This is a genomic window from Bradyrhizobium sp. USDA 3262, from assembly GCF_054060035.1.
Genome location: NZ_JBSSCT010000001.1, coordinates 3,729,063 through 3,754,887, shown reverse-complemented (window position 1 = coordinate 3,754,887; position 25,825 = coordinate 3,729,063). Strand labels below are relative to the sequence as shown.

Genomic DNA, 25,825 nt, shown 5'->3' with positions numbered 1-25,825 from the left:
CCTACACCGCTTTCGAAACCAAACCTTGCGCAAGATCGCGCGCCCGCGCTTCCGCCGAGCGCTTCTCCGGCGGCCCCCAGCCGCCGCCGCCAGAGGACCGGATCTCGAGGCAGTCGCCGGGGCGCAGCTCGATGCCGACCTCCTTGGTCTTCAGCACGCGCGGCTCGCGTCCTTCCGAGAGCAGCCGGTAGTGATGCGGCTCGCCGTCCTTGCCGCCGAGCATGCCGCAGGGACCATGGCGCGCGCCGTCGCCGGCGGTGTTGCCCTTGGCCGGCTTTTGCGTCTCCAGCACCATGTCGAGCGCGACGCCAAGCCCGCCGCGATGCTGGCCGTCGCCGCCGGAGTCCGGCCGGAATTCGTGCTGGCGGAAATGCAGGGGAAAGCGCACCTCTGCCACCTCGATGCTGCCGAATTTGAGTCCGCCGACCGAGTGCCATTCGCCGATCGACGAATAACCGTCGCCGCCGGGCGAGGCGCCGCCGCCGGGCCGGGCCTGGAACATGTGCCAGATGAAATTGCGTCCGTTGCGCGGATCCTCGCCCTGGATCGCGATGCGGAAGCGGCGTCCCCACCCGCCCATCACGCGATCCGGACAGGACGCCGACATCGCCTTGATGATGGCTTCGACGATCTCATTGGATGGATGGCTGGTGCACAAGGTGACGGGACGGCCGGGATCGGCCCAGACAATCGTGCCCTGCTTCGCCACCACCTTCAGCGGCCGCAGCGCGCCGGTGTTCTTGGGAATGTCGGCGTCGATCAGATAGGCAAAGGCCATCGCGACCGCCGCCTGCATGTTGGCGTGCGACGAATTGACGAAGCTGGTCGACTGCGGATCGGAGCCGGCGAGATCGACCTCGATGTCGCTGCCCTTCTTCGTCACCTTGGCGGCGATCTTGATGTCGGTGCGGCCGTGGCCGTCATCGTCGAGCAGGGCCTCGCCGTAGAACACGCCGTCCTTCCAGGTCGACACCACGGCGCGGGTCTGCTGCTCGGTCGCGTCGAGAATAGCCTCGATCGCGGCTTCGACGGTCTCGGCACCGAACTCGCTGAACAGCTTTGCGACGCGCCGCTCGCCGAGATGCGCGGCACCCAGCATCGCCGCGAGGTCGCCGCGGAATTCGCGGGGGTTGCGGATGTTCAAAGCCAGCAGATCGAGCAGATCCTCGCGCGGCTTGCCGGCCTCGTAGAGCTTGACCGGCGGAATGCGAATGCCTTCCTGATAGATCTCGGTGGCGGCTGGATTGTAGGCGCCGTGGGTGGCGCCGCCGATGTCGCTCTGATGCGCGCGCACGATGGTCCAGAGCAGCCTTTTTCCCCCATCGAAGACCGGCACGAATGCGGTCAGATCAGGCAGATGACTGCCGCCCTGATAGGGATCGTTGAGCAGGATGACGTCGCCGGGCGCGACATCCTTGAAACGCTCCTCGACCGCCAGCGTCGCCCAGGGCAAGGCGCCGACATGAACCGGAATGTGGTCGGCCTGCGCGATCAGCCGCCCGTTGGTGTCGCAGATCGCCAGCGAGAAATCGCGGCTGGAATTGAGGATCTGCGAATAGGAAGTGCGAAGCATGGCTTCGCCCATCTCCTTCACGATCGACGACAGGCGGTGCTGGACGACGGAGCGGGTGATCGGATCGATCTTGGCGGACATCTTGGCCTTCTTGGCGCGAGCGACTTGCGCAGGGAGGATGGTGGAACCGGTCGATCGAAACCGGAATTCCTTCTTATAGCCAGTGGCTTGCCGATCGCAAATCGGCTGGCCCGGCCGAAACGGATCATTCCATCGATCAGCAAGTCGTGATCGGCAAGAATCTTCGCCGCCGCGACGGAATAGAACTCACGCTGCTGCGTCCCACCCATGCAAGCCGGCCCAAGCCGTAACCGCTCGGGCCTTCCCGACAACTCCCAGGGTGAACGCAAATGCTTCCTCGATTCCTTAAGTCCGGCCTCGCGCCGCTCGCCGCGGCCGCCCTGCTCGCTTTTGCAGCTGCGGCGGCTGCTTTCGCGCATGACGACCATCATCCGGACCAGACCGCGCAGTCGGCGGAAGAGCGCGCCTTCCTTGCGGAAAACGATGCCGCGATGACCAAGATGATGAACGACATGGCCGCCAAACCGAGCGGCGATATCGATCGCGACTTCGTCGCGATGATGGCGCCGCACCACCAGGGCGCGATCGACATGGCCGTGATCGAGCTCCGCTACGGCAAGAACGAGCAGCTGCGCCGGATCGCGCAGGAAATCATCATCGAGCAGCGGCAGGAGATCGACGCCATGAAGCTCGCGATCGGAGATCCGGTGACATCTGCGCCCGCCCCGACGCAGCAGAGCCCGGCGCCCGCCGCTCACGATCACGCGGCTCACGATCACATGAACATGTCCCACGAAATGAAGAACTAGGAGCCTCAAACGATGAACCGCAAAATCCTGAAGTGCCTGCTGGCGACGACCGTGCTGGCGATGTCGAGCTCCGCCTTCGCCGGACAGGCGCCGGGCGCGGCGTCCGCGCCCGACATTGCGGTCAGCCATCACGATCGCGTCTACGCCGCCGAGCAATTCTCCAACACCGTGTCGGTCACCGACCCGGCCGACAACAAGCTGCTCGGCGTGATCCGGCTCGGCGATCCGCAGCCGGGCAATTTCAGCCCGCTCTACAAGGGGCAGGTGCTGGTGCACGGCATGGGTTATTCGCCCGACCACCAGACGCTCGCGGTGGTCTCGATCGGGTCGAACTCGGTGACCTTCATCGACACGGCGACGAACTCGGTCAAGCACGTCACCTATGTCGGACGCTCGCCGCACGAGGCGTTCTTCACGCCCGACGGCAAAGAAATCTGGGTCACCGTGCGCGGCGAGAATTACATCTCGGTCATCGACGCGCAGAGCTTCAAGGAAACGACGCGCATCGAGGTGCCGGCCGGACCGGGCATGCAGATATTCTCGCCGGACGGCAAGTACGGCTACATCTGCTCGTCGTTTAATCCGGAGACCGACGTGGTCTCGGTCGCAGACCATCAGATCGTCGCGAAGGTAAAGCAGGAAAGCCCGTTCTGCCCGAACATCGCGGCCTCGCCCGATGGCGACCAGGTCTGGTTCACGCTTAAGGATGTCGGCCGGACGCAGGTGTTCAACGCCAAGCCGCCGTTCAACCTGATCAAGACCATCGACACCGGCCCGATCACCAACCACGTCAATTTCGCCAGGACCTCAAAGGGGACCTTCGCCTATGTGACCATCGGCGGCACCAACGAGGTCAAGGCGTTTCGAATCGATGATTTCTCGCAAGTCGCGACCATCCCCGTCGGCAATCTGCCGCACGGCGTCTGGCCGTCCGGCGACGGCACGCGGGTCTATGTCGGTCTCGAAAATGCCGACGCGCTGGCCGCGATCGACACCGCGACCAACAAGGTGATCGCCAACATCCCGATCGGCCAGGCGCCGCAGGCCATAGCTTACGTACCGAACGCCGCGCCGAATCCGGATGACCGCCAGAACCTGCAGGCGCTCGGTGTTGCCGGCCAGGCCGCTCACCTTGCGCTCGCGCCGAAGAAGCAGGCCAAGGACGACAAGCCGCCGACCAGCGTCTCGCTGTTCGATCAGGGGCTGATCCAGGTGCTGCAGGCATCGGTCACCGGCCTCGAACCCAAGCAGCACTACGTGCTAGGATTGGCCGAACGTGCCGATGGCACGGGATCGGTGGAGCCTCTGGCAGCCTTCACGACCAATCCCGCCGGCTCCGCCATTGTCAACGTCACCGGACCGATCCGCCAGATCGTGCGGAGCGCAGCCAGGACGGAGCGGCGCTACCTCGTCATCGCATCCGGCGAACCGGCGAAGCTCGGAGCAGTCGTCCAGGTGCAAGCGCCATGAGCGACATGCTGCACCAGATCGAGCCGGTCATCCCGGCGCTGCGCCGCTACGCGCGTGCGCTGGTCCGCAACCACGCGGCCGCCGACGATCTGGTGCAGGACTGCCTGGAGCGCGCCGTTAGTCACTGGCACCAGCGGCGCGAAACCGGCAGTCCACGGTCATGGCTGTTCGCCATCCTGCACAACCTTGCCGTCAACCAGTTCCGCAGCGCATCCGCGCGCGCCCGGCACGTCGCCATCGACGAGGCGGGTGAGCACGAGCTCGGACAGGATGCGGTGCAGGAGCAGAAACTGATGTATCAGGACGTGCTCGGGAAGCTCGGGAAGCTTCCCGACGAGCAGCGCGCCGTGCTGCTGCTGATCGCCGTCGAAGACCTGACCTACGCGGAGGCCGCCAAGGTGCTCAACATTCCCGTCGGCACCGTGATGTCGCGCCTGTCGCGAGCACGCGAGAAGCTGCAGCAGGAGCTGGAAGGGCCCGCGAATAACCAGCACAGGAACGTCGTACAGTTGCGGAGCATCCCATGAGCAATCGTCCCATCTCGGAAGACGATCTGCACGCCTATGTCGATCACGCGCTCGAGCCCGAGCGCCAGGCCGAAGTCGCCGCCTATCTGGAGAGCCATCCGGATGTGGCAAAGCGCGTCGCTTCCTTTTCCGATCAGCGCTGCTGGTTGCGCTCGGCCCTCGCACCGATTGCAGAGGAGCCGCTGCCGCCACAACTCAATTTATCAAGGATCATCGAGAGCAAGCGCCGCCGCCCCGCCCCGTTTCGCTGGGCGATCGCGGCGACGCTGATGCTTGCAATCGGCGGCGTCGGCGGATGGGCGCTCCGTGGCGCGACCGAAGGGCCCGCCGTCGGCCTTGCCGCGCTCGCCCAGGAAGCGAGCGATTCCTACAAGGTGTACGCCTCCGATCGCACCCGGCCGGTCGAACTGCGCGACAGCGCCGAGCTTGTGCAGTGGGTCTCCAACAGGCTGCGTCAACCGGTCAAGCTGCCGGATCTGACGAAGTCGGGATATCGCTTGATGGGCGGACGGGTGGTGCCGACCGCACATGGTCCTGCGGCCATGTTCATGTACGACGACGATCGCGGCGAGCGGCTCGTGGTTCTCACCCGTCCGATGACGTCGGACCAGAACGCGCCGATGGCCGCGCATTCGGGTGGCGACGTCGCGGGCTTCTCGTGGGCCGACGGCGGTACGGGCTACTCCCTGGTGGGGCCGCGCGGGGCCGATTCCCTGCGGCCGCTTGCCAACGAGATTCGCAAGCAGGCGCAGACGATCTGATCGGAACGGAGCGCTAGGGCCTGGTGTAAATCAGGAACAGCACGATCCCGATCACCAGCGCGCCGGCGATGAACAGCAGCACCGCGGGCAGCCCGAACAGCGCCGCAACGCCGGCGGTGCTGGATTGCAGCAGCGCTGCGCCGAGGAAGAACGCGAGATTGACCGAGGACAGCGCCTTGCCGGTGTTCTGTGCGGCGACAAGCTGGCGCGTCATGCCGTAGATCAGCGGCTGCGCCGACGTCGCGAGCCCGATCAGGATCAATAGCACCAGGTCATATTGCGTCGGCATCACGGCAACGCCGAACAGGTTCGAGACCGGGAAATGCGGTGCCCCGGCCGCCATCAAGACGAGCAGCAGCGCAGCAATGGCATGCGTCACCGCCACCATGGCGCGGCGGTGCCCGAACTTGCGATCGAAGGCGCCGATGCAGGCCGGGCCGACGATCATCGCCAGCGTGAACAGGCCGAGCACATTGCCGGCTTCGATCCGGCTCAGCCCTTTCTCATCCATCAGCCACGGCCCGCCCCACAAACCGCGCAAGGTCAGCGACGCGCCGAGCGACACCAGCGACAGCGCGATCAGGCCGCGCAGGCCGCGCGACATGCCGAGCCGCAGCACCTCGGCCATCTGGTGCAGCGGCGAGGAATCGTCCGCATGCGCCGCCGGCTGCCGCGGCACCAGCGCGAACACCGCGATCAGCACGACAATGCCGAAGCCGGCCGAAACCCAGAAACCGGCGCGCCAGCCGAACTGATCGACCACGAAGGCCAACGGGCTTGCCGACAGCAGCATCCCGATATTGCCGATCGAGAGGATCAGGCCGGACCACAGGCCGAACTTCGCCGCCGACATCTGCTTGGCCGCGAGCGTCATCGGGCACATCAGCATGCCTGAAGTGGCGACGCCGAGCATCAGCTGGCCAAGCACGAAGCTCGCGGGCCCCGTCGCCAGCGCCGAGACCAGCGTGCCGATCACAGTTCCGGCGAGCAGGCTCAGCGACACCGGCCGCACGCCGAAACGATCCATCGCGGCGCCGACCGGGATTTGCGAGGCGGCAAAGGAGAAATGATAGATCGAGGTGAGGCTCGCCAGGGCCTGCGGCGAGGTGCCGAAATCCGACGCCATCAGATCGAGGCTGATCGCCGGAATGGTCCGCAGCAGCGTCGACAGCATGTGGCCGGAGGCCAATGCCAGAAGTGCAAGCACCAGGGCGCGGAACCCGATCCCCGCCTCTTCCTTCGTCACCACGCCGTCCACGAATCGCCTCTTCCCCGAGCGGTTTGGCGACGGGCGTAACATTATTGGGACGGGGGTGCCAAGTTTGAGGGCAGAGTGACCTTCTGCGCTCCACGCACCGTCATGGCCGGGCTTGTCCCGGCCATCCACGTCTTTCTTCGCGCGGAGCCCAAGACGTGGATGCCCGGGACAAGCCCGGGCATGACGAATTTATGGGAAGCGCGTCCCTTACTGCTTATGGAACACCAGCGTGCGCAGCTCGATGCTCTCGCGCGGCGCGGCGTCCGCGGGCGTGGTGGGATCGACAAACGCCGTATGCGGCCCGAACCGCGTGCGGCCGTCGGTCGCCGAGTCGTAGCATTTCAGCAGGATCGCCTCGTCCGGCGTCATCTCCGGAATGTAGAACCAGCGATGGTTCGGGTTGTACTTCACCGAGTAGGTCTCGCCGCTGCGGTTCGGATAGATCAGGTCGGAGGCGATCAGATCCTCCGGCGCCACTGTCGTACCGTCGGCCATCGCAAGCGGTGAATCGCGCAGAGGCCCGCGGATCGGGCGCCACAGATTGATCACCTGGACGCGGCCCTTGACCAGTTGCTCGGCCTCGTCGGGCAGGTGCTCGAACACCCGGTTGTGGCCGGAGACGGCGGTCTGGTCGACATGGACGCGGGTCGCCGGCTGGCGCGGTCCGCCGCCGCGGATATCGGCTGCACCCTCGACGCGTTTGCGCACGGTGTGATCGAAGATGAAAACACGATCCGCCTTCAGCGTTGCCTTCAGGAAAGCTTCGACGGCGGGATAGTAGACGTTGCAGACTTCGTTGTCGTCGTAATAGTCCTTCACGCTGGTCGGATGCTTGACCAGCGCAAAGCCCTCGCGATCGAGCGAGAAGCCGTCGGCGATCAAGCGTCCGTCAAAGATCGGAACATTGTGGGCTTCGGGCAGCGCGGTGGATTTGGGTTCGCCGGGCGGCGGATCGAAGGCGTAGGTCCGGGGCTTGCCCGGCGTCGGCGCAAGATAATTCAGTTCAGCGGTCACAAACGGCAGCGACTCGATGCGAGTTTGTTGAAGGCCCATGGTGATCTCCCGGACTCGATTGTTCGTCTGTTTGATCTTGGCGGCGCCGGCCGGGGTGGCAAGGTCGCGGCGAAAATAGCAACGTTGCGGTTTTGGAATGTGCCAAACGGGGAAAATCCTTGCCGCGCGGCAGTCCGCGGACGAATGGATGTTTTGAATCACGGGTTCGTTAGCGGTGCAATAGTGTGGCGTTGAATCGCTTCCGCGCAGACGGTCCACGTCTCCCACTTGCAGGGCCGCCGCAGGTGCGCCGGCAAAATATCGAAAACAACCCCATGCAAAGGAGCTGCCGGCCTTCGACAGGGCAGCTTGACACGTCGGGCAAATCAGGGATACATTTCCAATATTCCGAAATCGTGTAACCACCCGTCGTCCTGGCGAAAGCCAGGACCCATTACCACCGAATTTGATAGTGAGCGGGATCGCGGCCCCAGCGTCGTACAACAACTGCCATCCGGGGTAATGGGTCCTGGCTTTCGCCAGGACGACGCTGGTGTCGCTTGCAAATTGCCTACAATCCGGCGCCCTTCTCTACGGCTCCAGCAAACGACCGGTCGACAATGTCGGCAGCATTGATCTTCTGCCTGATCAGGCCCCAGCGGTCGTAGAGGTCGATGGTCTTCTGCTCGTCGGCCACCACGCTGTCGTCGATCGGCGCGATGCGGATCTTGGCCCGCGTCAGCCAGTTCAGCGGCACCGCGGGCGGGATGTTCATCAGCCTGCCCCAGGTCGCGGCGTAGCCCTCGACATTGTTCTGCGACCAGGCGCGCGCGGCGGCGAGGCGACGCACGAAATCCTCGAGCTCGGCGCGCTTGCCCTTGATCGCATCGGGCGTTGCGACCTGGAAGCCGAGGCCGGGCGTGATGCCGTCGGCCGTGATGACGCGGCGCGACTTGAACAGCACCTCTTCCTGGCTCACATAAGGCTCCCAAGTCGACCAGGCGTCGACCGCACCCTGCGTGTAGGCGACTTTCGCATCCGACGGTGCGAGAAACACGATCTGCACGTCGCTCGCCTGCCAGCCCTTCGATTCCAGCGCCGCCAGGATCAGCTGATGGCCGATCGAACCGCGGCCGGTCGCGATCTTCTTGCCGCGCAAATCGTCAAAGCTCTTGATCGCGGAGTTTTCCGGCACCACGACCGCGAGCCCGTCGCGCGACTGCCGCACGGCCGCGATCGCCTTGACCGGAATTTTGGCGGCGGCCGCGAAGGTGAACGGCGCGTCGCCGACCAGGCCGGTGTCGATCGCGCCCGCCCCAAGCGCCTCCAGCAGCGGCGCGGCAGCGGCGAACTCCTTCCACTCGATCTTGTAGGGAACGTCCTTGAGCACGCCGGCCGCTTCCATCACGGCCTGCGAATTGCCCTTCTGGTCGCCGACGCGCAGCGTGGTCTGCGCGCAGGCCGCGTCGATGGCGGCAAGCGTTAGCGCGGCCGCAACAATGAGACGAATCATTCGGCGGCAATCCCCCGCTGCTGGTCGCGCGCTTCGATCAGCTTGCGGGTCAGCGGGATCAGCGCGCGGCCATAGTCGATCGCGTCGACCAGCGGATCGAAGCCGCGGATCAGGAAGTGACTGACGCCGAGATCGTAGTAGTCGGCGAACACCTCGGCGACCTGCTCGGGCGTGCCGACCAGCGCGGTGGTGTTGCTGTTGGCGCCGGTCAGCTTGGCGATCTCGGTCCACAGCCGCTTGTCGATGCGCGTGCCTTGATCGGCGAGCGCCAAGAGCCGCTTGGCGCCGTCGGTCGCGTGGTTGGGACGGCGATAGCCGGTCTGGTCCTGCAACGCGGTGGCGCGCTCGAGGATATGTTCCGCCTTCTTCCAGGCCTTCTCCTCTGTGTCGGCGAGGATCGGCCGCACCGACAGGCTGAAGCGCGGCGTCGGCCGGCCGTGCCTGGCAGCTGCCGCGCGCACCCGCGCGGTGACGTCGCGCACCTGCGCGTAGGACTCGCCCCACAGCGCGAAGGTGTCAGCGTGCTTGCCCGCGACCTCGACCGCGGCGTCCGAGCCGCCGCCGACGAAGGTGTAGATGCCGCCCTTCTGCAACGGCTTCACCTGCGAGAAGCCGTTCTCGATGTTGTAATACTTGCCGCTGTAGTTGAACGGCTTCTCGCTGGTCCATTCCAGCCGCACCACGTCGAGGAATTCGCTGGTGCGGGCGTAGCGCTCGTCCTTGTCGTCGAGCGTGTTGCCGTCCTGGCGCAGCTCGATGGCGTTGCCGCCGGTGATGACGTGCAGCGAGACGCGGCCGCCATAGAATTGATCCAGCGTCGCGAGCTGGCGCGCCAGCAGCGTCGGCGCGGTGAAGCCCGGGCGCTGCGCGATCATCACCTTGAGCTGCTTGGTGATCGTGAGGACATGCTGCGCGACCTGCAACGCATCCGGCGTGGTGGAGTGGAACGCCAGCAGCGCGCGATCGAAACCGGCGAGCTCATGCGCCTTGGCCACCGTCTCGATATAGGGCGGATCGAGCACCGGCCCGGCGCGGACGATGGTCTCGGAGGCATTGTTGTTGGTGATGAAGCCGATGAACTCGACCGGCATGACGGGAACTCCGTTGTTGTTGGCTATTGTTTTCAGACGCCCAGCGCGGAGCGTCCGGCGGAGACACGGGTGGCATCGTCTTGCGGGGTATGGACGCGGCCGCACAGCACGTCACGGTAATGCCGCTCCAGCGGATTGGTTCGCGACAGGCCGTGATTGCTGGTCAGCGACAAGGCATCCTCCACCACTGCCGCGGCGTTGTTGGTCACCGTCAGCTTGATGATGTTAGACTCGATCGCGGACAGCGGGAAGCCGTTATCGAAATCGGCGGCGAAGCTGTCGATCAGGCGGGCATTGACCGCGAGCCGCGCCTCGATCGCGCCGACGACCTCCTGCATCCGCGGCAAGGTCGCGAGCGGCGCGCCGAGATTGGCGGGCACCCGCTCCTTCAGGAATTTGACCAGCCAGTCGCGGGCAGCGCGGGCGATGCCGTCATAGATCGCGGCGACGAAGATCGCGTGCACGGTCGCCTGGGTGACGTCAGGAACCTTCCAGTCGTCGGGCCTGCGGACGTCGATCTCGTAATCCAGCGGAAACACCACGTCGTCGAAGATCACGGTGTGGCTGCCGCTGGCGCGCAGGCCGAGATGATCCCAGGTCTCCTCGATCCGCGTTCCCGGCAGACCGGCGGGAACCAGAAGCAAGCCGACACGGGTCTCCGGCTCATCGGTCTTTGCCCAGACCGAATACCATTTCAGGATCGGCGCGCCGGTCGAATAGATCTTCCTGCCGGTCAGCCGCCAGCCAGTCTCGGTGCGACGCGCTGTGGTCGCCGGCAGGCCGCCACGCGCGGGCGACCCGAGCTCGGGCTCGACGCGCAGCGCGTTGATCAGCGCCACGCCTTCGACCGTTTCCTTGGCGAGCTTGCGCGACAGCCGGCCCGGCCAACGCGTGCTGCGCGCCATCACCAGATGCTGGATGTAATGCATCGACAGCACCAGCGCGGTCGACGGATCGGCCTTGCCGATGATGCCAAGCACGCGCGTGGCGTCGCGGGCGCCCGCTCCGCCACCGCCGAGCGCGGCGGGCACCGTCAGCGCCAGCAGACCTTCGCGCGACAGATCGGCGAAATTCTCGAACGGAAAGCTGGCGTCGCGGTCGTGCGCCGGCGCACGCGCGGCAAACACCTCGGCGAGCCGCAACGCGCGCGCGATGTGCTCCGACTCGTTCGCCGGCGGCAGCTCCCTCGCCGCTGATGTCACCATGTCGCCTCCAGCCCGAGCAGGCCGAGAATCTGCTTGCGCAGCTCAGCCAGATAAGGATCGCCGCGATGCCGCGGGTACGGCCGGGCGACAGCGATGTCCGCCTCGATCCGCGCCGGCCGATCGGAGAGCACGATGACGCGGTTGGCGAGCACCAGCGCCTCCTCGACGTCATGGGTGACCAATAGCGTGGTAAAGCCCTTGCGCTGCCACAGCGCGACGAGTTCCGACTGCATCGCGATCCGCGTCAGCGAGTCGAGCTTGCCGAGCGGCTCATCGAGCACGAGGATCTTCGGATCGTTGACCAGCGCGCGCGCCAGCGCCACGCGCTGCGCCATGCCACCGGACAGCTGGTGCGGATAGGCGTTGCGGAACGAGGACAGGCCGACCAGCTCGATGACATCATCGACACGGTGGCGCTGCGCCTTCAAAATGCCCTGCGCTTCGAGGCCAAGCGCGACATTGTCCCACACCGTGCGCCACGGAAACAGCGTCGGATCCTGGAACACGACGACGCGCGACGGATGCGGGCCGGCGATGCGAACCTCATCCTCGCGCAGCGAGCCGGACCGCGGCTTCTCCAGCCCCGCGACCAGCCGCAGCAGGGTCGACTTGCCGCAGCCGGACGGGCCGAGCAGCGCCACGAACTCGCCCGGCGCGATCGAGAGACTGACATTGTCGAGCACCGGCAACGTGGCGCCATCGATATCGAAGGCGTGGCTGACGCCTTCGATATCGAGCTCGGCGCCGACCGCAGGATAGGTGATTGCTTCGGCTGCGGACTGCACTACCACTTGACGACGCCCTTCTGCCAGACCAGCAGGCGGTCGCGGGTGCGGAACAAGAGCGTGATCGCGCCGGAGCAGAGCAGCGACATCACGATCAGCGCCGCATACATGTTGGCATAGGCCGCCCAGCCCTGCGCCCATTGCAGGTACCAGCCGAGCCCGGCCTTGACGCCGATCATCTCGGCGACGACGAGCACCGCAAAGGACGAGCCGAGCCCCATGAACAGGCCGACGAACACATGCGGCAGCGCGGCTGGGATCGCGACCTTCAGCACCAGGAACGATGGTTTTGCGCCGAGCGTGCGCGCGACGTCGTAATAGGCGCTGCTGACGCTCGCCACGCCCGACCAGGTCAGCACCGTCACCGGGAAGCCGGTTGCGAGCGCGATCAGGAAGGTCGAGGCGCTCCAGCTCGACGGAAAGGTGAAGAAGGCGATCGGCAGCCAGGCGGTGGCCGGCAGCGGGCCGATGAAGCGCAGCACCGGATGCACCCAGTAACCGATCTTCTGCGACCAGCCGATCGAGACGCCCGTGATGAAGCCAATGGTCGCGCCGATGATGTAGCCGCCGAGCTGCAGCTTGATCGAGGCGAACACGCTATCGAGCAGTTTTGGCAGATCGTCGGTGTAGACTTCGAGGATCGACTGCGGCGGCGGGAAGAACGGCAGCGGCAGCCAGGCGAATTTCGCGGTGGCGACCTCCCACAACGTCACGAAGGCGCCGAACGCCACCAGCCACGGCGCGCGTTTGCGCAACGCCTGACCGGCGCCGCCGAGATAATCCGCGCTGACCGTGCCGAACAGGATGAAGGCGGCGATGACGATCGCACCGATGCCGAGCGATCCGGTCCGCGACCAGTCGCCGACATCGGGCCAATGAAGGCATGAGAGGCCGAATGCGAGCCAGACGAGGCTCGCCGCAAGGCCGACACCGTAACTGCCGGAGAGGTTCGAGAACGTGACCGCTGCGCGCGGCGCGGGCGCGGCCGCCGTGTCAGACACTGAATACGTCGACATAGATCCGCTCCGCGAATTTGGCCGTGTCGGTGCTCTGCTTGAACACCTGCACCGTCTTGAGGTCGTCGGCGTAGCCCTTCAGCTCGCGCTTGAGCACCTCGCCGGTCGGATGATGGTGATGGGTGTGGTAGCGCGCCATCGCCTCGAGATCGGCGAGGCTCGCCGCCTTCGGCGCATAGGGCTGGAACGATTTCGCCGCCTTGTCCGGGTTCTGCGAGGTGAACATCGCGGCGTCGAGCAGCGCCTGGGTGATGGCGCGCGCGACCTGAGGCTCCTCGCGCACCAAGCTGCCACGCAGGCCGACGATGCAGCAGCTCTTGTCGCGATATTCGCCGTCGAGGTTGGAGGCGACCTCCTTGTATTGCGCATCCTTCAGCCAGAGATAGGCCAGCGGGTCCGACGACAGGAAGGCCTGCACCTCGCCCTTCTCGACCGCGACGTTGAGCAGATTGCCGGGATAGGCGCGCCAGTCGACCTCCTTGATCGGGTCGATGCCGAGCTTGGCGAGCTGGATCGAGAAGAAATTCTTGTCGGGACCGGCGAGATCGCCGACCGCGACGATCTTGCCCTTGAGATCGGCGAGCTCGCCTATGCCGGAATTGGCGCGGGTCAAGACGCGCATGCAGCCGCCATGGGTGCCGGCGGCGATCTTGACGTCAAAGCCCTGCTCCAGCGGCTTCAGCCAGCGCAGCGCCATGCCGAGACCGGCGTCGCTCTTGCCGGTGGCGATCGCCTCCAGCAGCTGGTCGGTCGAGCCCGAATAGTTGACCAGCTCGACGTCGAGGTTCTGCTTCTGGAAGAAGCCGTGGTCGATCGCGACCGGCAGCGGCGCAAGGCAGACCGCGCCGGCGTTCCAGGACAGCTTCAGCTTGCGCGGCGCGCCGGTCAAAGCCGGCGCATCGGACGCGGTCTTGCAGATCGGGAATTCGGAGAAATCGATCGCCGGCGTGATCGCCCGCGGCGCGAAGGCCTGCGCACTATACGCCCCGATCGGCGCGGCAAAGGCCGCGGCGGCACCGGCACGCAGCAATGTGCGGCGATCCATCACCGTCTTCTTGTTATCTCTCGACATCATCACTCCTGCATTTCGGCAAGGCTCCGCCCCGCGCGCAAAGCGTGTCTGCGCGCCCCGTCGTTCGAAGCTCATGGTTTTAGAAAAAGCGGATTTCTCCGGCGCGATTGCACTCAAAGCAACGTGCAAATGATGCGGCGCGACAAGTTCATCGTCAATGAAATGGAATTTCGAATGTTGTCGACGCCACAGCCGAACTCTCCACGATCGCATCGCGCGGCGATGAAAGGATTTTCACGATCGTCCCACACGGAGATGCGGCGCGATCACCGCGACTGCATCAAATTTGAGCGTTTTGCGGTCGCATGCGCGATGTCTTCTACGCACGGCATACTTGACGAGATCATCCTTGCCGCGCAGCCGGCGAATTCAGATTTCCGTTTCGTTGACGGCGAACGGCTTGCTCATAGACTTGATCGAACGCTGCCGCGCGTTCCGCCGCGCAGCGAATGAATCAGAAAGAAAATGCATATGCGCAAACTGACCCGTTCGGGTTCTCCCTATACTTTCACCCGCCGCACGGCGGCCGCGCTGATCACAGCCGTGATCACGCTGTCGACGTCAGCTGCGGCACTCGCGGCTGACGCGATCGTGCTGCGCGTCGGCGACCAGAAGGGCGGCAACCGCTCGCTGCTGGAGATTTCCGGCCTCGCCAAGGATCTGCCCTACAAGATCGAGTGGTCGGAATTCCCGGCCGCAGCACCGATCCTGGAGGCGATCAATGCCGGCGCGCTCGACGTCGGCTACACCGGCGATCTGTCCTTCCTCACGGTCTATGCGTCGGGCGCGCCGATCAGGGCGATCGGCGGCACGCGCTCCGATGCGCGGACCCAGGCGATCCTGGTGCGCGGGGATTCGCCGATCAGGACGGCGGCCGATCTGAAGGGCAAGCGCCTTGCCGGCACGCGGGGCGGTTGGGGCCAGTTCCTGATCAATGCGACGCTGGAAAAGGCCGGCAGCAGGATCGAGGATGCGACCTTCGCCCCGCTCGGCCCGGTCGACGCCAAGATCGCGCTGCTGGCCGGCTCGATCGACGCCTGGGCAGTGTGGGAGCCTTACATTTCCTACGCCACGTTGAAGGACAACGCGCGCGTCGTCGCCGACGGCGAAGGGCTGACGCCGACCATCACCTTCATCGTCGCCTCCGACAACGCCATCGCAACCAAGCGCGCGGCGGTGCAGGACCTGGTGCAGCGGCTCAACAAGGCGCGGCTGTGGTCGCTCGACCATCTCGCCGAGTATGCCAGGAACACGGCTGAGCTGACCAAGCTGCCGGAGGACGTGCTGCTCGCCGCCTACACCGCGCAGAAGACGAGCCCGATCGCGATCGACGAGGCCGTGGTGAAGGAAGTGCAGGCCGCCTCCGATCGCGCCACGCGCTACGGCATCCTCGGCAAGACGCTCGACGTCGGCAAGGCCGTCGACCGCAGTTTCACGGCAAGCGCAAGCTTGAACTAGCGGCGCGCGTGAACCGGGCATTCCTCACCTCCCCTTGCAAAGGGCAGGTCGGTTTGCGCAGCAAACCGGGCGGGGATCCTGCCTCCGCAGACTCCAGCGTCCGTGGAGGGCAACCCCCACCCCGCCCTCCCCCTTTCAGGGGGAGGGAGACAGAGGGCGGTACCCACCTAACGAGCATCAAGCCGCTCACCACAATGGAGACATCCGATGTCCGGTCCGCTCCATCTTGCACTGATCGTCGCAGCGCATCTTGCCTGCATGACGCTGCTGGTGATGCTTTCGCTCTAGAGCTCCCGATACGCATAATGGCAATCAGGCAACGAACGGTTTTTGTGATCGAGACCCGCCAGCATGCGGCGTTCGCGTTTGAGGCTGCGAGCCTTGCGCAGGCCCGGCAATTGCTGCGGACGCCATGGCTCGCCGCGGCCTTCGAGGCGTTTCATCGTCGACACCGCGAGCCATCGCAGGCGTGCGAGCCCACCGGTATCCGTGCGGCCACCCCCGAGGAAGCCATGCTGTATCGCAACGTCGCCGACGAATTTGCCGACGGCTCTGATCGCTTCCTGGTCGCCGAGTTGCCCGATGAGACCGGCGCTTCCTAGCAAACGCCCTTGCTGGGGAGCGCGCTCGGGCTTGACTTATTGGGAGTGCCGCCGGCTCACTCCGTCTTCCATTCGGCATCGAATACGTTGATCGCCTTCGGGATCAGCTTGAGGCGGGTGAAGACATCGGCAATCTTCTGCTGCTCCGCAAGCACCGAAGCGTCCACGCGCCGGGCGCCGAGCTCGGCGCGATTGACAGAGCGCTCGATGATGTCGGCGGGCAGACCGATCTTCGGACTGAGTTCGGCCGCGTATTGCTTGCGGTTGTCCCTGATCCATAGATCGATCTCGTCGATCGCCGTCAGCACGGTCGTCAGCACCTTCGGATTCTCTTCGGCGATCGGCCGCGATGCGATGTAGAAGGATACATTGGCTGCAAGGCCGCTCGCGTCCGCAATGCTGCGCGCGCCGAGGCCGATTTCCGCCGCGGCATAGTAGGGATCCCAGATCACCCAGGCGTCCACCGCGCCGCGTTCGAACGCCGCGCGCGCATCCGCCGGCGCAAGGTAGACCGGCTCGATATCCTGATAGGTCAAACCGCTGGCTTCCAGCGCGCGCACCAGGAAATAATTGACGTTCGATCCCTTGTTCAACGCGACGCGCTTCTTCCGCAGATCGGGAATCGTCTTGATCGGGCTGTCCTTCGGCACGATGATCGCCTCGTTTCGCGGCGACGCGGGCTCGTAGCCGGCATAGACGATGTTGGCGCCGGCGGCCTGCGCGAAGATCGGCGGCGCCTCGCCCACCGGACCGAAGTCGGCCGCGCCGATATTGAGGGATTCGAGCAGCTGCGGGCCGGCCTGAAATTCGTTCCAGCTCACCGTCCAGCCGAGCGGCGCCAGCTTCTGCTCAAGGATACCGCGCTCCTTGAGGAAGATCAGATTGCCGCCGCCCTTCTGGAACGCGATGCGAAAGACCTTGTCTCTTGCCTGCGCGGACGGAAGCGCGCTCCAGCCCAGAAGCAAGCCGGCCATCGCCAGCGCAAGGCTTCGACCCAGCCAGTTTCGCATGCTCGCTTTCCCCTTCGAAAGACAGTATTGGAGAGGGCAAGCGTGTTTGATTTTGCTGATCGCAGCAATTTCAAAGATAGGCGATTTCCGGTTCAAGCCTTTCACGCAGCATCGGTGCGGCAGAATTTCTTTGACGCCGTCCGCAACGACAACAGGGAGAGCAGCATGCAACTATCGATGAAGGACCGCGTCGCGGTGGTCACCGGCGGCAGCAAGGGCATCGGGATCGCGGTGGCGCGGCGGTTTGCCGAATCCGGCGCCAAGGTCGCGATCCTCGCCCGCGGCGCCGCCGACCTCACAGCGGCGCGCGAAGCGCTCGCCAAGGACGGCCTTGTGGTGCGCGACTACGTCTGCGACGTCGCGAAGGCCGCCGATATCAGCAAGGCCCACGACCAGATCGTCGCGGATCTCGGCAAGATCGACGTGCTCGTCAACAACGCCGGCACCGCGCGCACGCTGGCGTTCGAGAGCATCAGCGACGAGGCCTGGCAGGAGGACCTCGACCTGAAACTGTTCGCCGCGATCCGCTTCAGCCGGCTGGTGTGGCCGGGCATGAAGCAGCGCAGATGGGGCCGCATCATCAACGTGCTCAACACCTTTGCCAAGGCGCCGGCCGGCAATTCAGCACCGACCTCAGTGTCGCGCGCGGCCGGCATGGCGCTGACCAAGGTCATGGCCAATGAAGGCGGCGAGCACAACATCCTGGTGAATGCGCTCCTGGTCGGCCTGATCATGAGCGATCAATGGGTCACGCGGCATGCTGCCCAGGCGCCGAGCACGGATTTCGGGGAATTCGCCAAGGGTCTTGCCAAGGGCACGCCGCTCGGCCGCATCGGCACGGCGGAGGAGTTCGCCAACCTCGCCTGCTTCCTGGCCTCGGAGCAAGGCTCCTACATCACCGGCACCGCGATCAATGTCGATGGCGGCCGGTCGCCGGTAGTCTAGAGCCATTTCCGTTCCGATGGAATCGGAACGGGGCTCTAGATTCTAGTTTTGACGCGTTTTCCTGACGCGAACCGGTATCCACTTCGCTCGAAAACGCTCTAGAGCCCCGGTCCTGGTTCAACCAGAACCAGGGCTCCAGATTCTGCTTTGGCGCGTTTTCTTCACGCGAACCGGTGTCCACTCGCTGGAAAACGCGGGCTGGCAACCAACGGCAGGAAGCGACGGCTCAAAAGCAAAAGGCCTCCGTCACCGGAGGCCTTCTCGTCTTAAACCGCGTCCTTGGCGGCCTTGACCGGCCGTGCGCGGACGATCTTCCGGGCCGGCTTGGCCTTGAACATCATCTCTTCGCCGGTGAAGGGGTTGGCCTTGCGCGCCTTGGTCGCCGGCTTCTTGAACAACGAACTTCATTCTTCAGCTCCTTGTGGCCGACATCGACGAGCGAGTCCAAAACGTTCTTGACGTCGCGCTTGGAGAGTTCGGTGGTGGTGCCCTTGCGCGCCTTGGTCGCCGGCTTCTTGACCACAACGAACTTCGCGAAGCCGGGGACGAGGAACACCCCGGCCTTCTTCAGCTCCTTGTGGCCGACATCGACGAGCGAGTCCAAAACGTTCTTGACGTCGCGCTTGGAGAGTTCGGTGGTGGTCGCGATCTTCTCGATCACTTGCGACTTCGACAGTTGGGTAGCCATGGTTGCTCCATTGATTCTGGAGTGGGCACGATATGGCGGAAAACGCCGAGAAAAACAGTGTTTTCTGCACTCCCCACCACAATATCGTTGTGGACAGCCCCCGAATCAGGGGTTTTTCCAGTGTTTTTTCCAGTCAAGGCGCTTCCGACCCCTAAATTTACAGGGTTTGCGCGGCTTCGGCGCTCCCGAAAACGCCCCCTCGAGAGAATCACCGGGCGCATCCCGCGCGGCCCAAGTGCGACAATGCTGCGCGCAATCCGGGTTGCGAGACGCTGCGGCACGCCACTTCAGGTTTTGGAAACGATCCTCCAAAAGGCCGAGGCATTAGAAAATGACTCGGGTTCCCAATCCAAGGTAACATCGGCGAAGCGTGGCCACGACCGATCGGCTGGCCGCCGGATGCAAGCCTTTATGTATGTGCTGGAGACCCGCGTATGGATTTGAGCCGCCTTAAGATCAACCGCCGCACGGCCCTTCTGACCTCGGCCGCGATTGCGGCCAATGTCATCAATCCGATGCGGGCCTTCGCGCAGGAAACCCCGCGCAAGGGCGGCGTGTTCAACGTCCATTACGGCGCCGAGCAGCGCCAGCTCAACCCCAGCATCCAGGCCTCGACCGGCGTCTACATCATCGGCGGCAAGATCCAGGAGAACCTGGTCGACCTCGACGCCAACGGCCAGCCGGTCGGCGTGCTCGCCGAGAGTTGGGAGGCGACGCCGGACGGCAAGACCGTCACCTTCAAGCTGCGCAAGGGCATCACCTGGCACGACGGCAAGCCGTTCACCTCGGAGGACGTCGCCTTCACCGCGATGAACATGTGGAAGAAGATCCTCAACTACGGATCGACGCTGCAGCTGTTCCTCACATCGGTCGATACGCCCGATCCGCAGACCGCGATCTTCCGCTACGAGCGGCCGATGCCGCTGAACCTATTGCTCCGGGCCCTGCCCGACCTCGGCTATGTCTCGGCCAAGCATCTCTATGAGAGCGGCGACATCAGGCAGAACCCGACCAATCTGGCGCCGGTCGGCACCGGCCCGTTCAAATTCGTCAAATATGAGCGCGGGCAATACATCATCGCCGACCGCAACCCGGACTACTGGCGGCCGAACGCGCCTTATCTCGACCGCATCGTCTGGAAGGTGATCACCGACCGCGCCGCCGCAGCCGCCCAGATGGAGGCCGGCGAGCTGCACTACAGCCCGTTCTCGGGCCTGACGATTTCGGACATGGCGCGGCTCGGCAAGGACAAGCGCTTCATCGTCCAGACCAAGGGCAATGAGGGCAACGCGCGCACCAACACCATCGAGTTCAATTTCCGCCGCAAGGAACTGTCCGATATCCGGGTCCGCCGCGCCATCGCGCACGCGATCAACGTGCCGTTCTTCATCGAGAATTTCCTGGGCGATTTCGCCAAGCTCGGCACCGGCCCGATCCCGTCGACCTCGACCGACTTCTACCCCGGGCCGAACACGCCGCAATATCCTTATGACAAGGCCAAGGCGATCGCGCTGCTCGACGAGGCCGGCTTCAAGGCCTCCGGCGGCAACCGCTTCTCGCTGAGGCTCCTGCCGGCGCCGTGGGGCGAGGACATCTCGCTGTGGTCGACCTTCATCCAGCAGTCTCTGGGCGAAGTCGGCATCCAGGTCGACATCGTGCGCAACGACGGCGGCGGCTTCCTCAAGCAGGTCTATGACGAGCACGCCTTCGATCTCGCGACCGGCTGGCACCAGTATCGCAACGACCCCGCGGTCTCGACCACGGTATGGTACCGCTCCGGCCAGCCCAAGGGCGCGCCGTGGACCAACCAATGGGGCTGGGAGGACAAGACCGTCGACAAGACCATCGACGATGCCGCCACCGAAGTCGATCCGGTCAAGCGCAAGGCGCTCTATGCCGATTTCGTCAAGGAGGTGAACACCGAGCTGCCGGTCTGGATGCCGATCGAGCAGATCTTCGTCACCGTGATCACGGCCAAGGCGCGCAACCACTCCAACACGCCGCGCTGGGGCTCGACGAGCTGGCACGATCTTTGGCTGAGTGCCTGACGCGTGGCTCACCCCTCATGGTGAGGAGCGCGAAGCGCGTCTCGAACCATGAGGCCCCGGTGGTGGCCTCATCCTTCGAGACGCTTGCTCCGCAAGCTCCTCAGGATGAGGAATTGGCCGGCGCGGACTGGCCCGTTGAAATCAGTGGCTTGACGAATAGATCGAAATGGCGCGACGAAAGTCGTCGCGCTCCAACTCCTTATCAGCCACAATAAGGCATGCGTATCCTGAGCCTTGCGGGGCGGCGGCTCGCCGCCTCGATCCCGACCCTGTTCCTGATCCTGATCGGCGTGTTCCTGCTGCTGCAGCTCGCGCCGGGCGACACCGTCGATGCGCTGATGGCGCAGATGGGTGGCGGCGATGCCGCGACCGCCGAGGCGCTGCGCAAATTCTACGGGCTGAACCTCTCGGTTCCGGCGCAGCTCGGCAACTATCTGTGGCATCTGGTCCGGCTCGACCTCGGCTTCTCCTCGATCTACGGCAAGCCGGTGGCGACCGTGATCCTGGAACGGCTGCCGCCGACCATCCTGCTGATGACGGCGTCGCTGTCATTCGCGTTCTTCTTTGGTCTCGTGTTCGGCGTGATCGCCGCGCGTGGCGTCAACCGCTGGCCGGACACGATGATCTCCACGCTCGGCCTGATCTTCTACGCCACGCCCTCGTTCTGGTTCGGGCTGATGGCGATCGTGCTGTTCTCGGTCTATCTGCAGTGGCTGCCGCCGGGCGGCTTCGAGGATATCGGCAACGTCCAGACCGGGATCTGGCGCGTGCTCGATATCGCCGCGCACCTGGTGCTGCCGACGCTGACGCTCGGGCTGATCTTCCTCGCGATCTATTTGCGCATCATGCGCGCCTCGATGCTGGAGGTCTTGAACCTCGATTTCGTCCGCACCGCCCGCGCCAAGGGGCTGGACGAGACCCATGTCATCACCCGCCATGTGCTGCGCAACGCGCTGCTGCCGATGGTGACGCTGATCGGATTGCAGGCCGGCACCATGCTCGGCGGCTCGGTCGTGGTGGAGAGCGTGTTCTCGCTGCCCGGCCTCGGCCGCCTCGCCTATGAATCCGTGGTGCAGCGCGACCTCAACACCCTGCTCGGCATCGTCTTCGTATCCGCCCTGCTCGTCATATCCGTGAACTTCGTCGTCGACCTGCTCTACGCGCGGCTCGATCCGCGCATCGCGGCGGAGGGCTGACGATGGATGCCGTGAAACGCTACTTCCGCAGCCCGGCCGCGGTGATCGGCCTGATCCTGCTGCTGCTTGTCATCGCGATGGCAATCAGCGCGGGTCTCCTCTATCCGCGCGATCCGCTCGCTTTGGCGGGCCGGCCGCTGATCTGGCCGTTCTCCAATCCGCGCTTCCTGCTCGGCACCGACAATTCCGGCCGCGACATCGCCGCCCAGATCTTCTACGGCGCGCGGATATCGCTCCTGATCGGCGGCGTCGCCACCGTGATCGCGATCCTGATCGGCATCCTGGTCGGCGCCTTCGCGGGCTATTACGGCGGCTGGGTCGACAATGTGCTGATGCGGATCACCGAGGCGTTCCAGACGCTGCCGAACTTCGTGCTGCTGCTGGTGCTGGTCGCGGTGTTCGGCTCGACCCTGACCACGGTGACCATCGCGGTCGGCGTGGTGTCATGGCCGGCGCCGGCGCGGCTGACCCGCGCCGAGTTCCTGTCGCTGCGCAACCGCGAATTCGTGCAGGCCGGCAAGACGCTCGGCATGAAGGACGTCCAGCTGATCCTCGGCGAGATCCTGCCCAACGCGCTGCCGCCCGTGATCGTCTATGCCAGCGTGGTGATGGCGGTTGCGATCCTGCTGGAAAGCGCGCTCGCCTTCCTGAGGCTGTCCGATCCCAACGTCGCCTCCTGGGGCAATCTGATCGGGCTCGGCCGCGACGTGCTGCGGGTGCAGTGGTACGTCTCGGCGATCCCCGGCATTGCGATCCTCGTGACGGTGTTGGCGGTGTCACTGGTCGGCCAGGGCCTCAACGACGCGCTCAATCCGAGGCTGAAGAGCCGATGAGCGAGAGCGTCCTTTCCCTCGACGCCCTGACGGTGCGCCTGCCCAAGGGCGCCGACCGCCCGCATGCGCTGTCCGACGTCTCGTTATCGATCGCGTCGGACGAAATTCTTTGCGTGGTCGGCGAGTCCGGCTCCGGCAAGTCGATGATGGCGAACGCCATCATGCGGCTGCTGCCGAACGAGGTGACGATCGAACGGGGCCGGATGATGTTTGACGGCCGCGACCTCTGCGCCGTCGACAGCGCCGAAATGCGCGATGTGCGTGGCGCCGGGATTGCGATGATCTTCCAGGAGCCGATGACCGCGCTCAATCCGCTGCGCACCATCGGCGATCAGATCGGCGAGATGTTTGCGATCCACACCGCGCTCTCGAAGGCCGAGATCAATGCGCGGGTGCTGGCGCTGCTCGACGACGTCCGCATCCCCGACCCCAGGGCTGCCGCAAAAGCTTACCCGCACGAGCTGTCCGGCGGCCAGCGCCAGCGCGCGATGATCGCGATGGCGCTGGCGCTCGACCCGAAGCTTCTAATCGCGGACGAGCCGACCACCGCGCTCGATGTCACGACACAAGCCCAGATCCTGAAGCTGATCCGCGATTTGCAGCAGCGCAAGAAGACGGCCGTGCTGTTCATCACGCATGATTTCGGCGTCGTCGCCGAGATCGCCGACCGCGTCGTGGTGATGCAGCACGGCGCGATCGTCGAGCAAGGCCCTGCCGACACGGTGCTGAACGATCCGCAGCATGCCTACACGAAACAACTGATTGCGGCCGTTCCGCCGCTGACGGCGCCACCGCCGCGCATTCTCTCCGGCAAGGACATCCTGACCATCGACGGCGTCTCCAAGACCTACCGCACCGGCGGCTTCCTCGGCCGCGGCGCGCGGATCACGGAAGCCGTCAAGAACGTCTCGCTGCACCTGCCGCGCGGCGCGACGCTCGGCATCGTCGGCGAATCCGGCTCGGGCAAATCGACGCTCGCGCGCTGCATCGTGCGGCTGATCGATCCCGACACCGGGTCGATCGTGCTCAACGGCAAGGACTGGGCAAAGCTCGGCCGCGACGACATCAGGCGCGAGACCCGCCACATCCAGATGGTGTTCCAGGATCCGTTTGCTTCGCTCAATCCGCGCCGCAAGGCGGCCGAACTGGTGGCGCAGGGACCGATCGTGCACGGCACCGACCGCGCCACCGCGATTGCGGAGGCGCGAAAGCTGTTCGAGCTGGTCGGTCTCGATCCGTCCGCCGGCGATCGCTACCCGCACGAATTCTCCGGCGGCCAGCGGCAGCGCATCGGGCTCGCGCGGGCGCTGGCGCTGAAACCCGATGTGCTGGTGGCGGACGAGCCGGTCTCGGCGCTCGACGTCTCGGTGCAGGCGCAGGTCTTGAAGCTGCTCGCCGGGCTGCGCCAGCAGCTTGGCCTCTCCATCATCTTCATCACCCACGATCTGCGCGTCGCCGCCCAGATCTGCGATCTCGTCGCCGTGATGAAGGATGGCGCCGTGGTCGAGCAAGGGCTGACCGCCGAGGTGTTCGGCAAGCCGCAGCATCCCTATACGCAGGCGCTGCTGTCAGCGATCCCCGGCAGCGCGTTCGCGCGCGAGCACGGCACCGCAACCGTGTAGCCGGGCACGCGCGGCCCTACTCCGCCGCTTGTGGCTTGGGCTCCTCGCGCAGCCGGAAGCGCTTCAGCAATCCGGATACCGTGTCGCGGAAGCCGCCATATTCCAGCTCTGAATAGGGCAGCATCGCAGCACCGGACCAGCCCTGGCTGCGCATCTCGATCGCCTTGCGCTGCGCGCGCTGGCGGACCTCGTCCCACGCAAGGTTGTCAAAGAAATCGGTATAGGACTCCGCGAACTTCCCGTCCCGGTCGATCGAGAAGCCGACGCAGGACACGATCGGCAGGCAGTACATCCCCGTCACCGGGGTGTTGAGCGGCACCGGCATGAGCGGCATCACATGCGAGCCGCGCGCATCGCCGCCCACGAAGTGCGCCTTGGCGAAGGGCGAGATGATTTCCTCGGGCGCCGCGAAAATGCCCTGGTTCCTGACGACCGCGACCGGATCATCCTTGCCGGTGTACTTGCCTGCGATGGAGTGAAGGCGCTGCGCCGAAACGGCGACCGCGACCTCGCCATAGGTTTTCGAGACGATGCGATCAATGCCGAAGCGCTCGTTGTCGCGAAGCAGCGCCGCAATGTGGTAGCCGTCCGCGGGCGCATCGAGTTCGATCACGCTGTCGCCGGCCGTGTTGTCCATATCGATGATATGGAAACGGAAGCCCTTGATCATCGGGGGCAGCATCAGCCCGGCGCAATACATGGGATCGGCAAAAGCCAGATAGAGCGGCAGGTTGTAGGCGCCGGGGCCGCATTTGTCTGCGGCGAACACCATGAAGGACTCCGCGGGTCTCGCGCCCGCGAGGCTGTGGTCGAAGCTGAGTTCGGCGACGGCCGGGCCCGCGCCGCGAACGTTTCCGGAAGGGGCGTCGACGAGAAGATCCTGGCCGGCGCCGTAGAGCCCCGAGGTCTTCGCAACCGCAGTGGCCGCGAGAAACGTCTTCCAGGCGAATTGGTGGACTTCGGAGCTCCCTTCGCCCCGCGTGTGCGTCATGATGATCGCAATATCGTCGCCGGTATGGCGCACGAAACCGTCGATCAGGAGACCGTTGTCGATCGCTTTCGCGACCTCCCCTTCGACAGCCGCCATCATGCGCGCAGATGGTTTCGTGTGGCCCCCAACGGAGCCAATGTCAGCCTTGATGACCGAAATGGTGAGTTTCATGAGCATCCCTCCGACCGCAGCGCAGCGCCTTCGCCTCGGCGCTCGCTGCGCCGGGGGCGACGGCGCGCTCATTTGCGAAAAAGAACGTCGTGTGGTGCGACAGGTTCCCTGCGCAAATTGCTTGCGGAACTATGGCCCCTCCGTCACCGCCTGTCGATACGGGCTAT

Annotated in this window: 24 protein-coding genes; 12 read left to right on the top strand and 12 right to left on the bottom strand. The window is 65.1% G+C overall.

Annotated features, from left to right (window positions below; genetic code table 11):
• Window position 1: 1 nt before the first annotated feature.
• Window positions 2–1,654, bottom strand: coding sequence for a hydantoinase B/oxoprolinase family protein (locus ACVWYP_RS17300; RefSeq protein WP_304499154.1), 1,653 nt, complete (start codon window positions 1,652–1,654; stop codon window positions 2–4).
• A gap of 269 nt (window positions 1,655–1,923) precedes the next feature.
• On the opposite strand from ACVWYP_RS17300, the gene ACVWYP_RS17295 reads away from it, so the two are divergent.
• Genes ACVWYP_RS17295 through ACVWYP_RS17280 form a run of 4 tightly spaced genes read left to right on the top strand, consistent with a single transcriptional unit; the run spans window position 1,924 to window position 5,161 of the window.
• Window positions 1,924–2,403, top strand: a complete 480-nt coding sequence (locus ACVWYP_RS17295; RefSeq protein ID WP_304499153.1) for a DUF305 domain-containing protein — start codon at window positions 1,924–1,926, stop codon at window positions 2,401–2,403.
• A 12-nt stretch (window positions 2,404–2,415) separates the two neighbouring features.
• Complete coding sequence (locus ACVWYP_RS17290) at window positions 2,416–3,873, top strand: YncE family protein (RefSeq protein ID WP_304499152.1); 1,458 nt, start codon at window positions 2,416–2,418, stop codon at window positions 3,871–3,873.
• Window positions 3,870–4,400: an RNA polymerase sigma factor gene (locus ACVWYP_RS17285; protein WP_304499151.1), complete on the top strand. Its 531-nt coding sequence runs from the start codon at window positions 3,870–3,872 to the stop codon at window positions 4,398–4,400. Before ACVWYP_RS17290 ends, ACVWYP_RS17285 begins: the two co-directional genes overlap by 4 nt.
• Entirely contained in the window at window positions 4,397–5,161 is a 765-nt protein-coding gene (locus ACVWYP_RS17280; protein WP_304499150.1) for an anti-sigma factor family protein, read from the top strand. The genes ACVWYP_RS17285 and ACVWYP_RS17280 overlap by 4 nt, the downstream gene beginning before the upstream one ends.
• A 13-nt stretch (window positions 5,162–5,174) precedes the next feature.
• Here ACVWYP_RS17280 and ACVWYP_RS17275 read toward each other — a convergent pair whose 3' ends face one another.
• From ACVWYP_RS17275 to ACVWYP_RS17240, 8 genes are all read right to left on the bottom strand, one after another.
• On the bottom strand, window positions 5,175–6,410 hold the full coding sequence (locus tag ACVWYP_RS17275) for an MFS transporter (protein WP_253609751.1): 1,236 nt from the start codon (window positions 6,408–6,410) through the stop codon (window positions 5,175–5,177).
• 216 nt (window positions 6,411–6,626) lie between these two features.
• The gene (locus tag ACVWYP_RS17270) at window positions 6,627–7,472 is read right to left on the bottom strand and encodes a CmcJ/NvfI family oxidoreductase (RefSeq protein WP_304499149.1); all 846 of its coding nucleotides are present in this window, start codon (window positions 7,470–7,472) and stop codon (window positions 6,627–6,629) included.
• Window positions 7,473–7,983: 511 nt separating this feature from the next.
• Window positions 7,984–8,925 carry an ABC transporter substrate-binding protein gene (locus tag ACVWYP_RS17265; RefSeq protein ID WP_304499148.1) on the bottom strand — a complete coding sequence of 314 codons (942 nt, stop codon included), beginning with the start codon at window positions 8,923–8,925 and terminating at the stop codon, window positions 7,984–7,986.
• Window positions 8,922–10,016 carry an LLM class flavin-dependent oxidoreductase gene (locus ACVWYP_RS17260; protein ID WP_304499147.1) on the bottom strand — a complete coding sequence of 365 codons (1,095 nt, stop codon included), beginning with the start codon at window positions 10,014–10,016 and terminating at the stop codon, window positions 8,922–8,924. Before ACVWYP_RS17260 ends, ACVWYP_RS17265 begins: the two co-directional genes overlap by 4 nt.
• 32 nt (window positions 10,017–10,048) lie before the next feature.
• Window positions 10,049–11,221: an acyl-CoA dehydrogenase family protein gene (locus ACVWYP_RS17255; RefSeq protein WP_304499146.1), complete on the bottom strand. Its 1,173-nt coding sequence runs from the start codon at window positions 11,219–11,221 to the stop codon at window positions 10,049–10,051.
• Complete coding sequence (locus ACVWYP_RS17250) at window positions 11,215–12,006, bottom strand: ABC transporter ATP-binding protein (RefSeq protein ID WP_304500240.1); 792 nt, start codon at window positions 12,004–12,006, stop codon at window positions 11,215–11,217. Before ACVWYP_RS17250 ends, ACVWYP_RS17255 begins: the two co-directional genes overlap by 7 nt.
• Window positions 12,006–13,022 carry an ABC transporter permease gene (locus tag ACVWYP_RS17245; RefSeq protein WP_304499145.1) on the bottom strand — a complete coding sequence of 339 codons (1,017 nt, stop codon included), beginning with the start codon at window positions 13,020–13,022 and terminating at the stop codon, window positions 12,006–12,008. Before ACVWYP_RS17245 ends, ACVWYP_RS17250 begins: the two co-directional genes overlap by 1 nt.
• The gene (locus tag ACVWYP_RS17240) at window positions 13,000–14,094 is read right to left on the bottom strand and encodes an ABC transporter substrate-binding protein (protein WP_304500239.1); all 1,095 of its coding nucleotides are present in this window, start codon (window positions 14,092–14,094) and stop codon (window positions 13,000–13,002) included. Before ACVWYP_RS17240 ends, ACVWYP_RS17245 begins: the two co-directional genes overlap by 23 nt.
• Before the next feature lie 129 nt (window positions 14,095–14,223).
• Between ACVWYP_RS17240 and ACVWYP_RS17235 the strand changes: the two genes are divergently transcribed.
• The 3 genes from ACVWYP_RS17235 to ACVWYP_RS17225 all read left to right on the top strand — a co-directional run bounded on the left by ACVWYP_RS17235 (window position 14,224) and on the right by ACVWYP_RS17225 (window position 16,154).
• Window positions 14,224–14,547 (top strand): hypothetical protein, encoded by a 324-nt coding sequence (locus ACVWYP_RS17235; RefSeq protein WP_304499144.1) that lies wholly within the window; start codon window positions 14,224–14,226, stop codon window positions 14,545–14,547.
• Window positions 14,548–14,565: 18 nt separating this feature from the next.
• Entirely contained in the window at window positions 14,566–15,552 is a 987-nt protein-coding gene (locus ACVWYP_RS17230) for an ABC transporter substrate-binding protein (RefSeq protein WP_304499143.1), read from the top strand.
• 332 nt (window positions 15,553–15,884) lie between these two features.
• A complete protein-coding gene (locus tag ACVWYP_RS17225) occupies window positions 15,885–16,154 on the top strand; it encodes a hypothetical protein (protein ID WP_304499142.1) in 270 nt (89 codons plus the stop codon).
• A 56-nt stretch (window positions 16,155–16,210) separates the two neighbouring features.
• On the opposite strand, the gene ACVWYP_RS17220 is transcribed toward ACVWYP_RS17225, so the two are convergent.
• Complete coding sequence (locus ACVWYP_RS17220; protein WP_304499141.1) at window positions 16,211–17,164, bottom strand: sulfonate ABC transporter substrate-binding protein; 954 nt, start codon at window positions 17,162–17,164, stop codon at window positions 16,211–16,213.
• A gap of 165 nt (window positions 17,165–17,329) precedes the next feature.
• Here ACVWYP_RS17220 and ACVWYP_RS17215 point away from each other — a divergent pair, with 165 nt between their 5' ends.
• Entirely contained in the window at window positions 17,330–18,109 is a 780-nt protein-coding gene (locus tag ACVWYP_RS17215; RefSeq protein ID WP_304499140.1) for an SDR family oxidoreductase, read from the top strand.
• A gap of 337 nt (window positions 18,110–18,446) precedes the next feature.
• Here the strand turns inward: ACVWYP_RS17215 and ACVWYP_RS17210 are convergent, their stop codons facing one another.
• Window positions 18,447–18,797 carry an HU family DNA-binding protein gene (locus ACVWYP_RS17210; protein WP_456684119.1) on the bottom strand — a complete coding sequence of 117 codons (351 nt, stop codon included), beginning with the start codon at window positions 18,795–18,797 and terminating at the stop codon, window positions 18,447–18,449.
• Window positions 18,798–19,231: 434 nt separating this feature from the next.
• On the opposite strand from ACVWYP_RS17210, the gene ACVWYP_RS17205 reads away from it, so the two are divergent.
• The 4 genes from ACVWYP_RS17205 to ACVWYP_RS17190 all read left to right on the top strand — a co-directional run bounded on the left by ACVWYP_RS17205 (window position 19,232) and on the right by ACVWYP_RS17190 (window position 24,496).
• Window positions 19,232–20,845, top strand: coding sequence for an ABC transporter substrate-binding protein (locus ACVWYP_RS17205; RefSeq protein WP_304499139.1), 1,614 nt, complete (start codon window positions 19,232–19,234; stop codon window positions 20,843–20,845).
• Between the two features lie 218 nt (window positions 20,846–21,063).
• Entirely contained in the window at window positions 21,064–22,041 is a 978-nt protein-coding gene (locus tag ACVWYP_RS17200) for an ABC transporter permease (protein ID WP_304499138.1), read from the top strand.
• A 2-nt stretch (window positions 22,042–22,043) separates the two neighbouring features.
• Window positions 22,044–22,874, top strand: a complete 831-nt coding sequence (locus ACVWYP_RS17195; RefSeq protein WP_016843116.1) for an ABC transporter permease — start codon at window positions 22,044–22,046, stop codon at window positions 22,872–22,874.
• Window positions 22,871–24,496 carry an ABC transporter ATP-binding protein gene (locus ACVWYP_RS17190; protein ID WP_304499137.1) on the top strand — a complete coding sequence of 542 codons (1,626 nt, stop codon included), beginning with the start codon at window positions 22,871–22,873 and terminating at the stop codon, window positions 24,494–24,496. The genes ACVWYP_RS17195 and ACVWYP_RS17190 overlap by 4 nt, the downstream gene beginning before the upstream one ends.
• A 16-nt stretch (window positions 24,497–24,512) precedes the next feature.
• On the opposite strand, the gene ACVWYP_RS17185 is transcribed toward ACVWYP_RS17190, so the two are convergent.
• Window positions 24,513–25,730: a fructose-1,6-bisphosphatase gene (locus tag ACVWYP_RS17185; RefSeq protein ID WP_304499136.1), complete on the bottom strand. Its 1,218-nt coding sequence runs from the start codon at window positions 25,728–25,730 to the stop codon at window positions 24,513–24,515.
• Window positions 25,731–25,825 lie beyond the last annotated feature (95 nt).

Coding starts and splice junctions, on each gene's coding strand:
- ACVWYP_RS17300 (WP_304499154.1), bottom strand. CDS start 1,654: ATGTCCGCCAAGATCGATCCGATCACCCGCTCCGTCGTCCAGCACCGC.
- ACVWYP_RS17295 (WP_304499153.1), top strand. CDS start 1,924: ATGCTTCCTCGATTCCTTAAGTCCGGCCTCGCGCCGCTCGCCGCGGCC.
- ACVWYP_RS17290 (WP_304499152.1), top strand. CDS start 2,416: ATGAACCGCAAAATCCTGAAGTGCCTGCTGGCGACGACCGTGCTGGCG.
- ACVWYP_RS17285 (WP_304499151.1), top strand. CDS start 3,870: ATGAGCGACATGCTGCACCAGATCGAGCCGGTCATCCCGGCGCTGCGC.
- ACVWYP_RS17280 (WP_304499150.1), top strand. CDS start 4,397: ATGAGCAATCGTCCCATCTCGGAAGACGATCTGCACGCCTATGTCGAT.
- ACVWYP_RS17270 (WP_304499149.1), bottom strand. CDS start 7,472: ATGGGCCTTCAACAAACTCGCATCGAGTCGCTGCCGTTTGTGACCGCT.
- ACVWYP_RS17265 (WP_304499148.1), bottom strand. CDS start 8,925: ATGATTCGTCTCATTGTTGCGGCCGCGCTAACGCTTGCCGCCATCGAC.
- ACVWYP_RS17260 (WP_304499147.1), bottom strand. CDS start 10,016: ATGCCGGTCGAGTTCATCGGCTTCATCACCAACAACAATGCCTCCGAG.
- ACVWYP_RS17255 (WP_304499146.1), bottom strand. CDS start 11,221: ATGGTGACATCAGCGGCGAGGGAGCTGCCGCCGGCGAACGAGTCGGAG.
- ACVWYP_RS17245 (WP_304499145.1), bottom strand. CDS start 13,022: ATGTCGACGTATTCAGTGTCTGACACGGCGGCCGCGCCCGCGCCGCGC.
- ACVWYP_RS17240 (WP_304500239.1), bottom strand. CDS start 14,094: ATGTCGAGAGATAACAAGAAGACGGTGATGGATCGCCGCACATTGCTG.
- ACVWYP_RS17235 (WP_304499144.1), top strand. CDS start 14,224: ATGATGCGGCGCGACAAGTTCATCGTCAATGAAATGGAATTTCGAATG.
- ACVWYP_RS17230 (WP_304499143.1), top strand. CDS start 14,566: ATGCGCAAACTGACCCGTTCGGGTTCTCCCTATACTTTCACCCGCCGC.
- ACVWYP_RS17220 (WP_304499141.1), bottom strand. CDS start 17,164: ATGCGAAACTGGCTGGGTCGAAGCCTTGCGCTGGCGATGGCCGGCTTG.
- ACVWYP_RS17215 (WP_304499140.1), top strand. CDS start 17,330: ATGCAACTATCGATGAAGGACCGCGTCGCGGTGGTCACCGGCGGCAGC.
- ACVWYP_RS17210 (WP_456684119.1), bottom strand. CDS start 18,797: ATGGCTACCCAACTGTCGAAGTCGCAAGTGATCGAGAAGATCGCGACC.
- ACVWYP_RS17205 (WP_304499139.1), top strand. CDS start 19,232: ATGGATTTGAGCCGCCTTAAGATCAACCGCCGCACGGCCCTTCTGACC.
- ACVWYP_RS17200 (WP_304499138.1), top strand. CDS start 21,064: ATGCGTATCCTGAGCCTTGCGGGGCGGCGGCTCGCCGCCTCGATCCCG.
- ACVWYP_RS17195 (WP_016843116.1), top strand. CDS start 22,044: ATGGATGCCGTGAAACGCTACTTCCGCAGCCCGGCCGCGGTGATCGGC.
- ACVWYP_RS17190 (WP_304499137.1), top strand. CDS start 22,871: ATGAGCGAGAGCGTCCTTTCCCTCGACGCCCTGACGGTGCGCCTGCCC.
- ACVWYP_RS17185 (WP_304499136.1), bottom strand. CDS start 25,730: ATGAGCGCGCCGTCGCCCCCGGCGCAGCGAGCGCCGAGGCGAAGGCGC.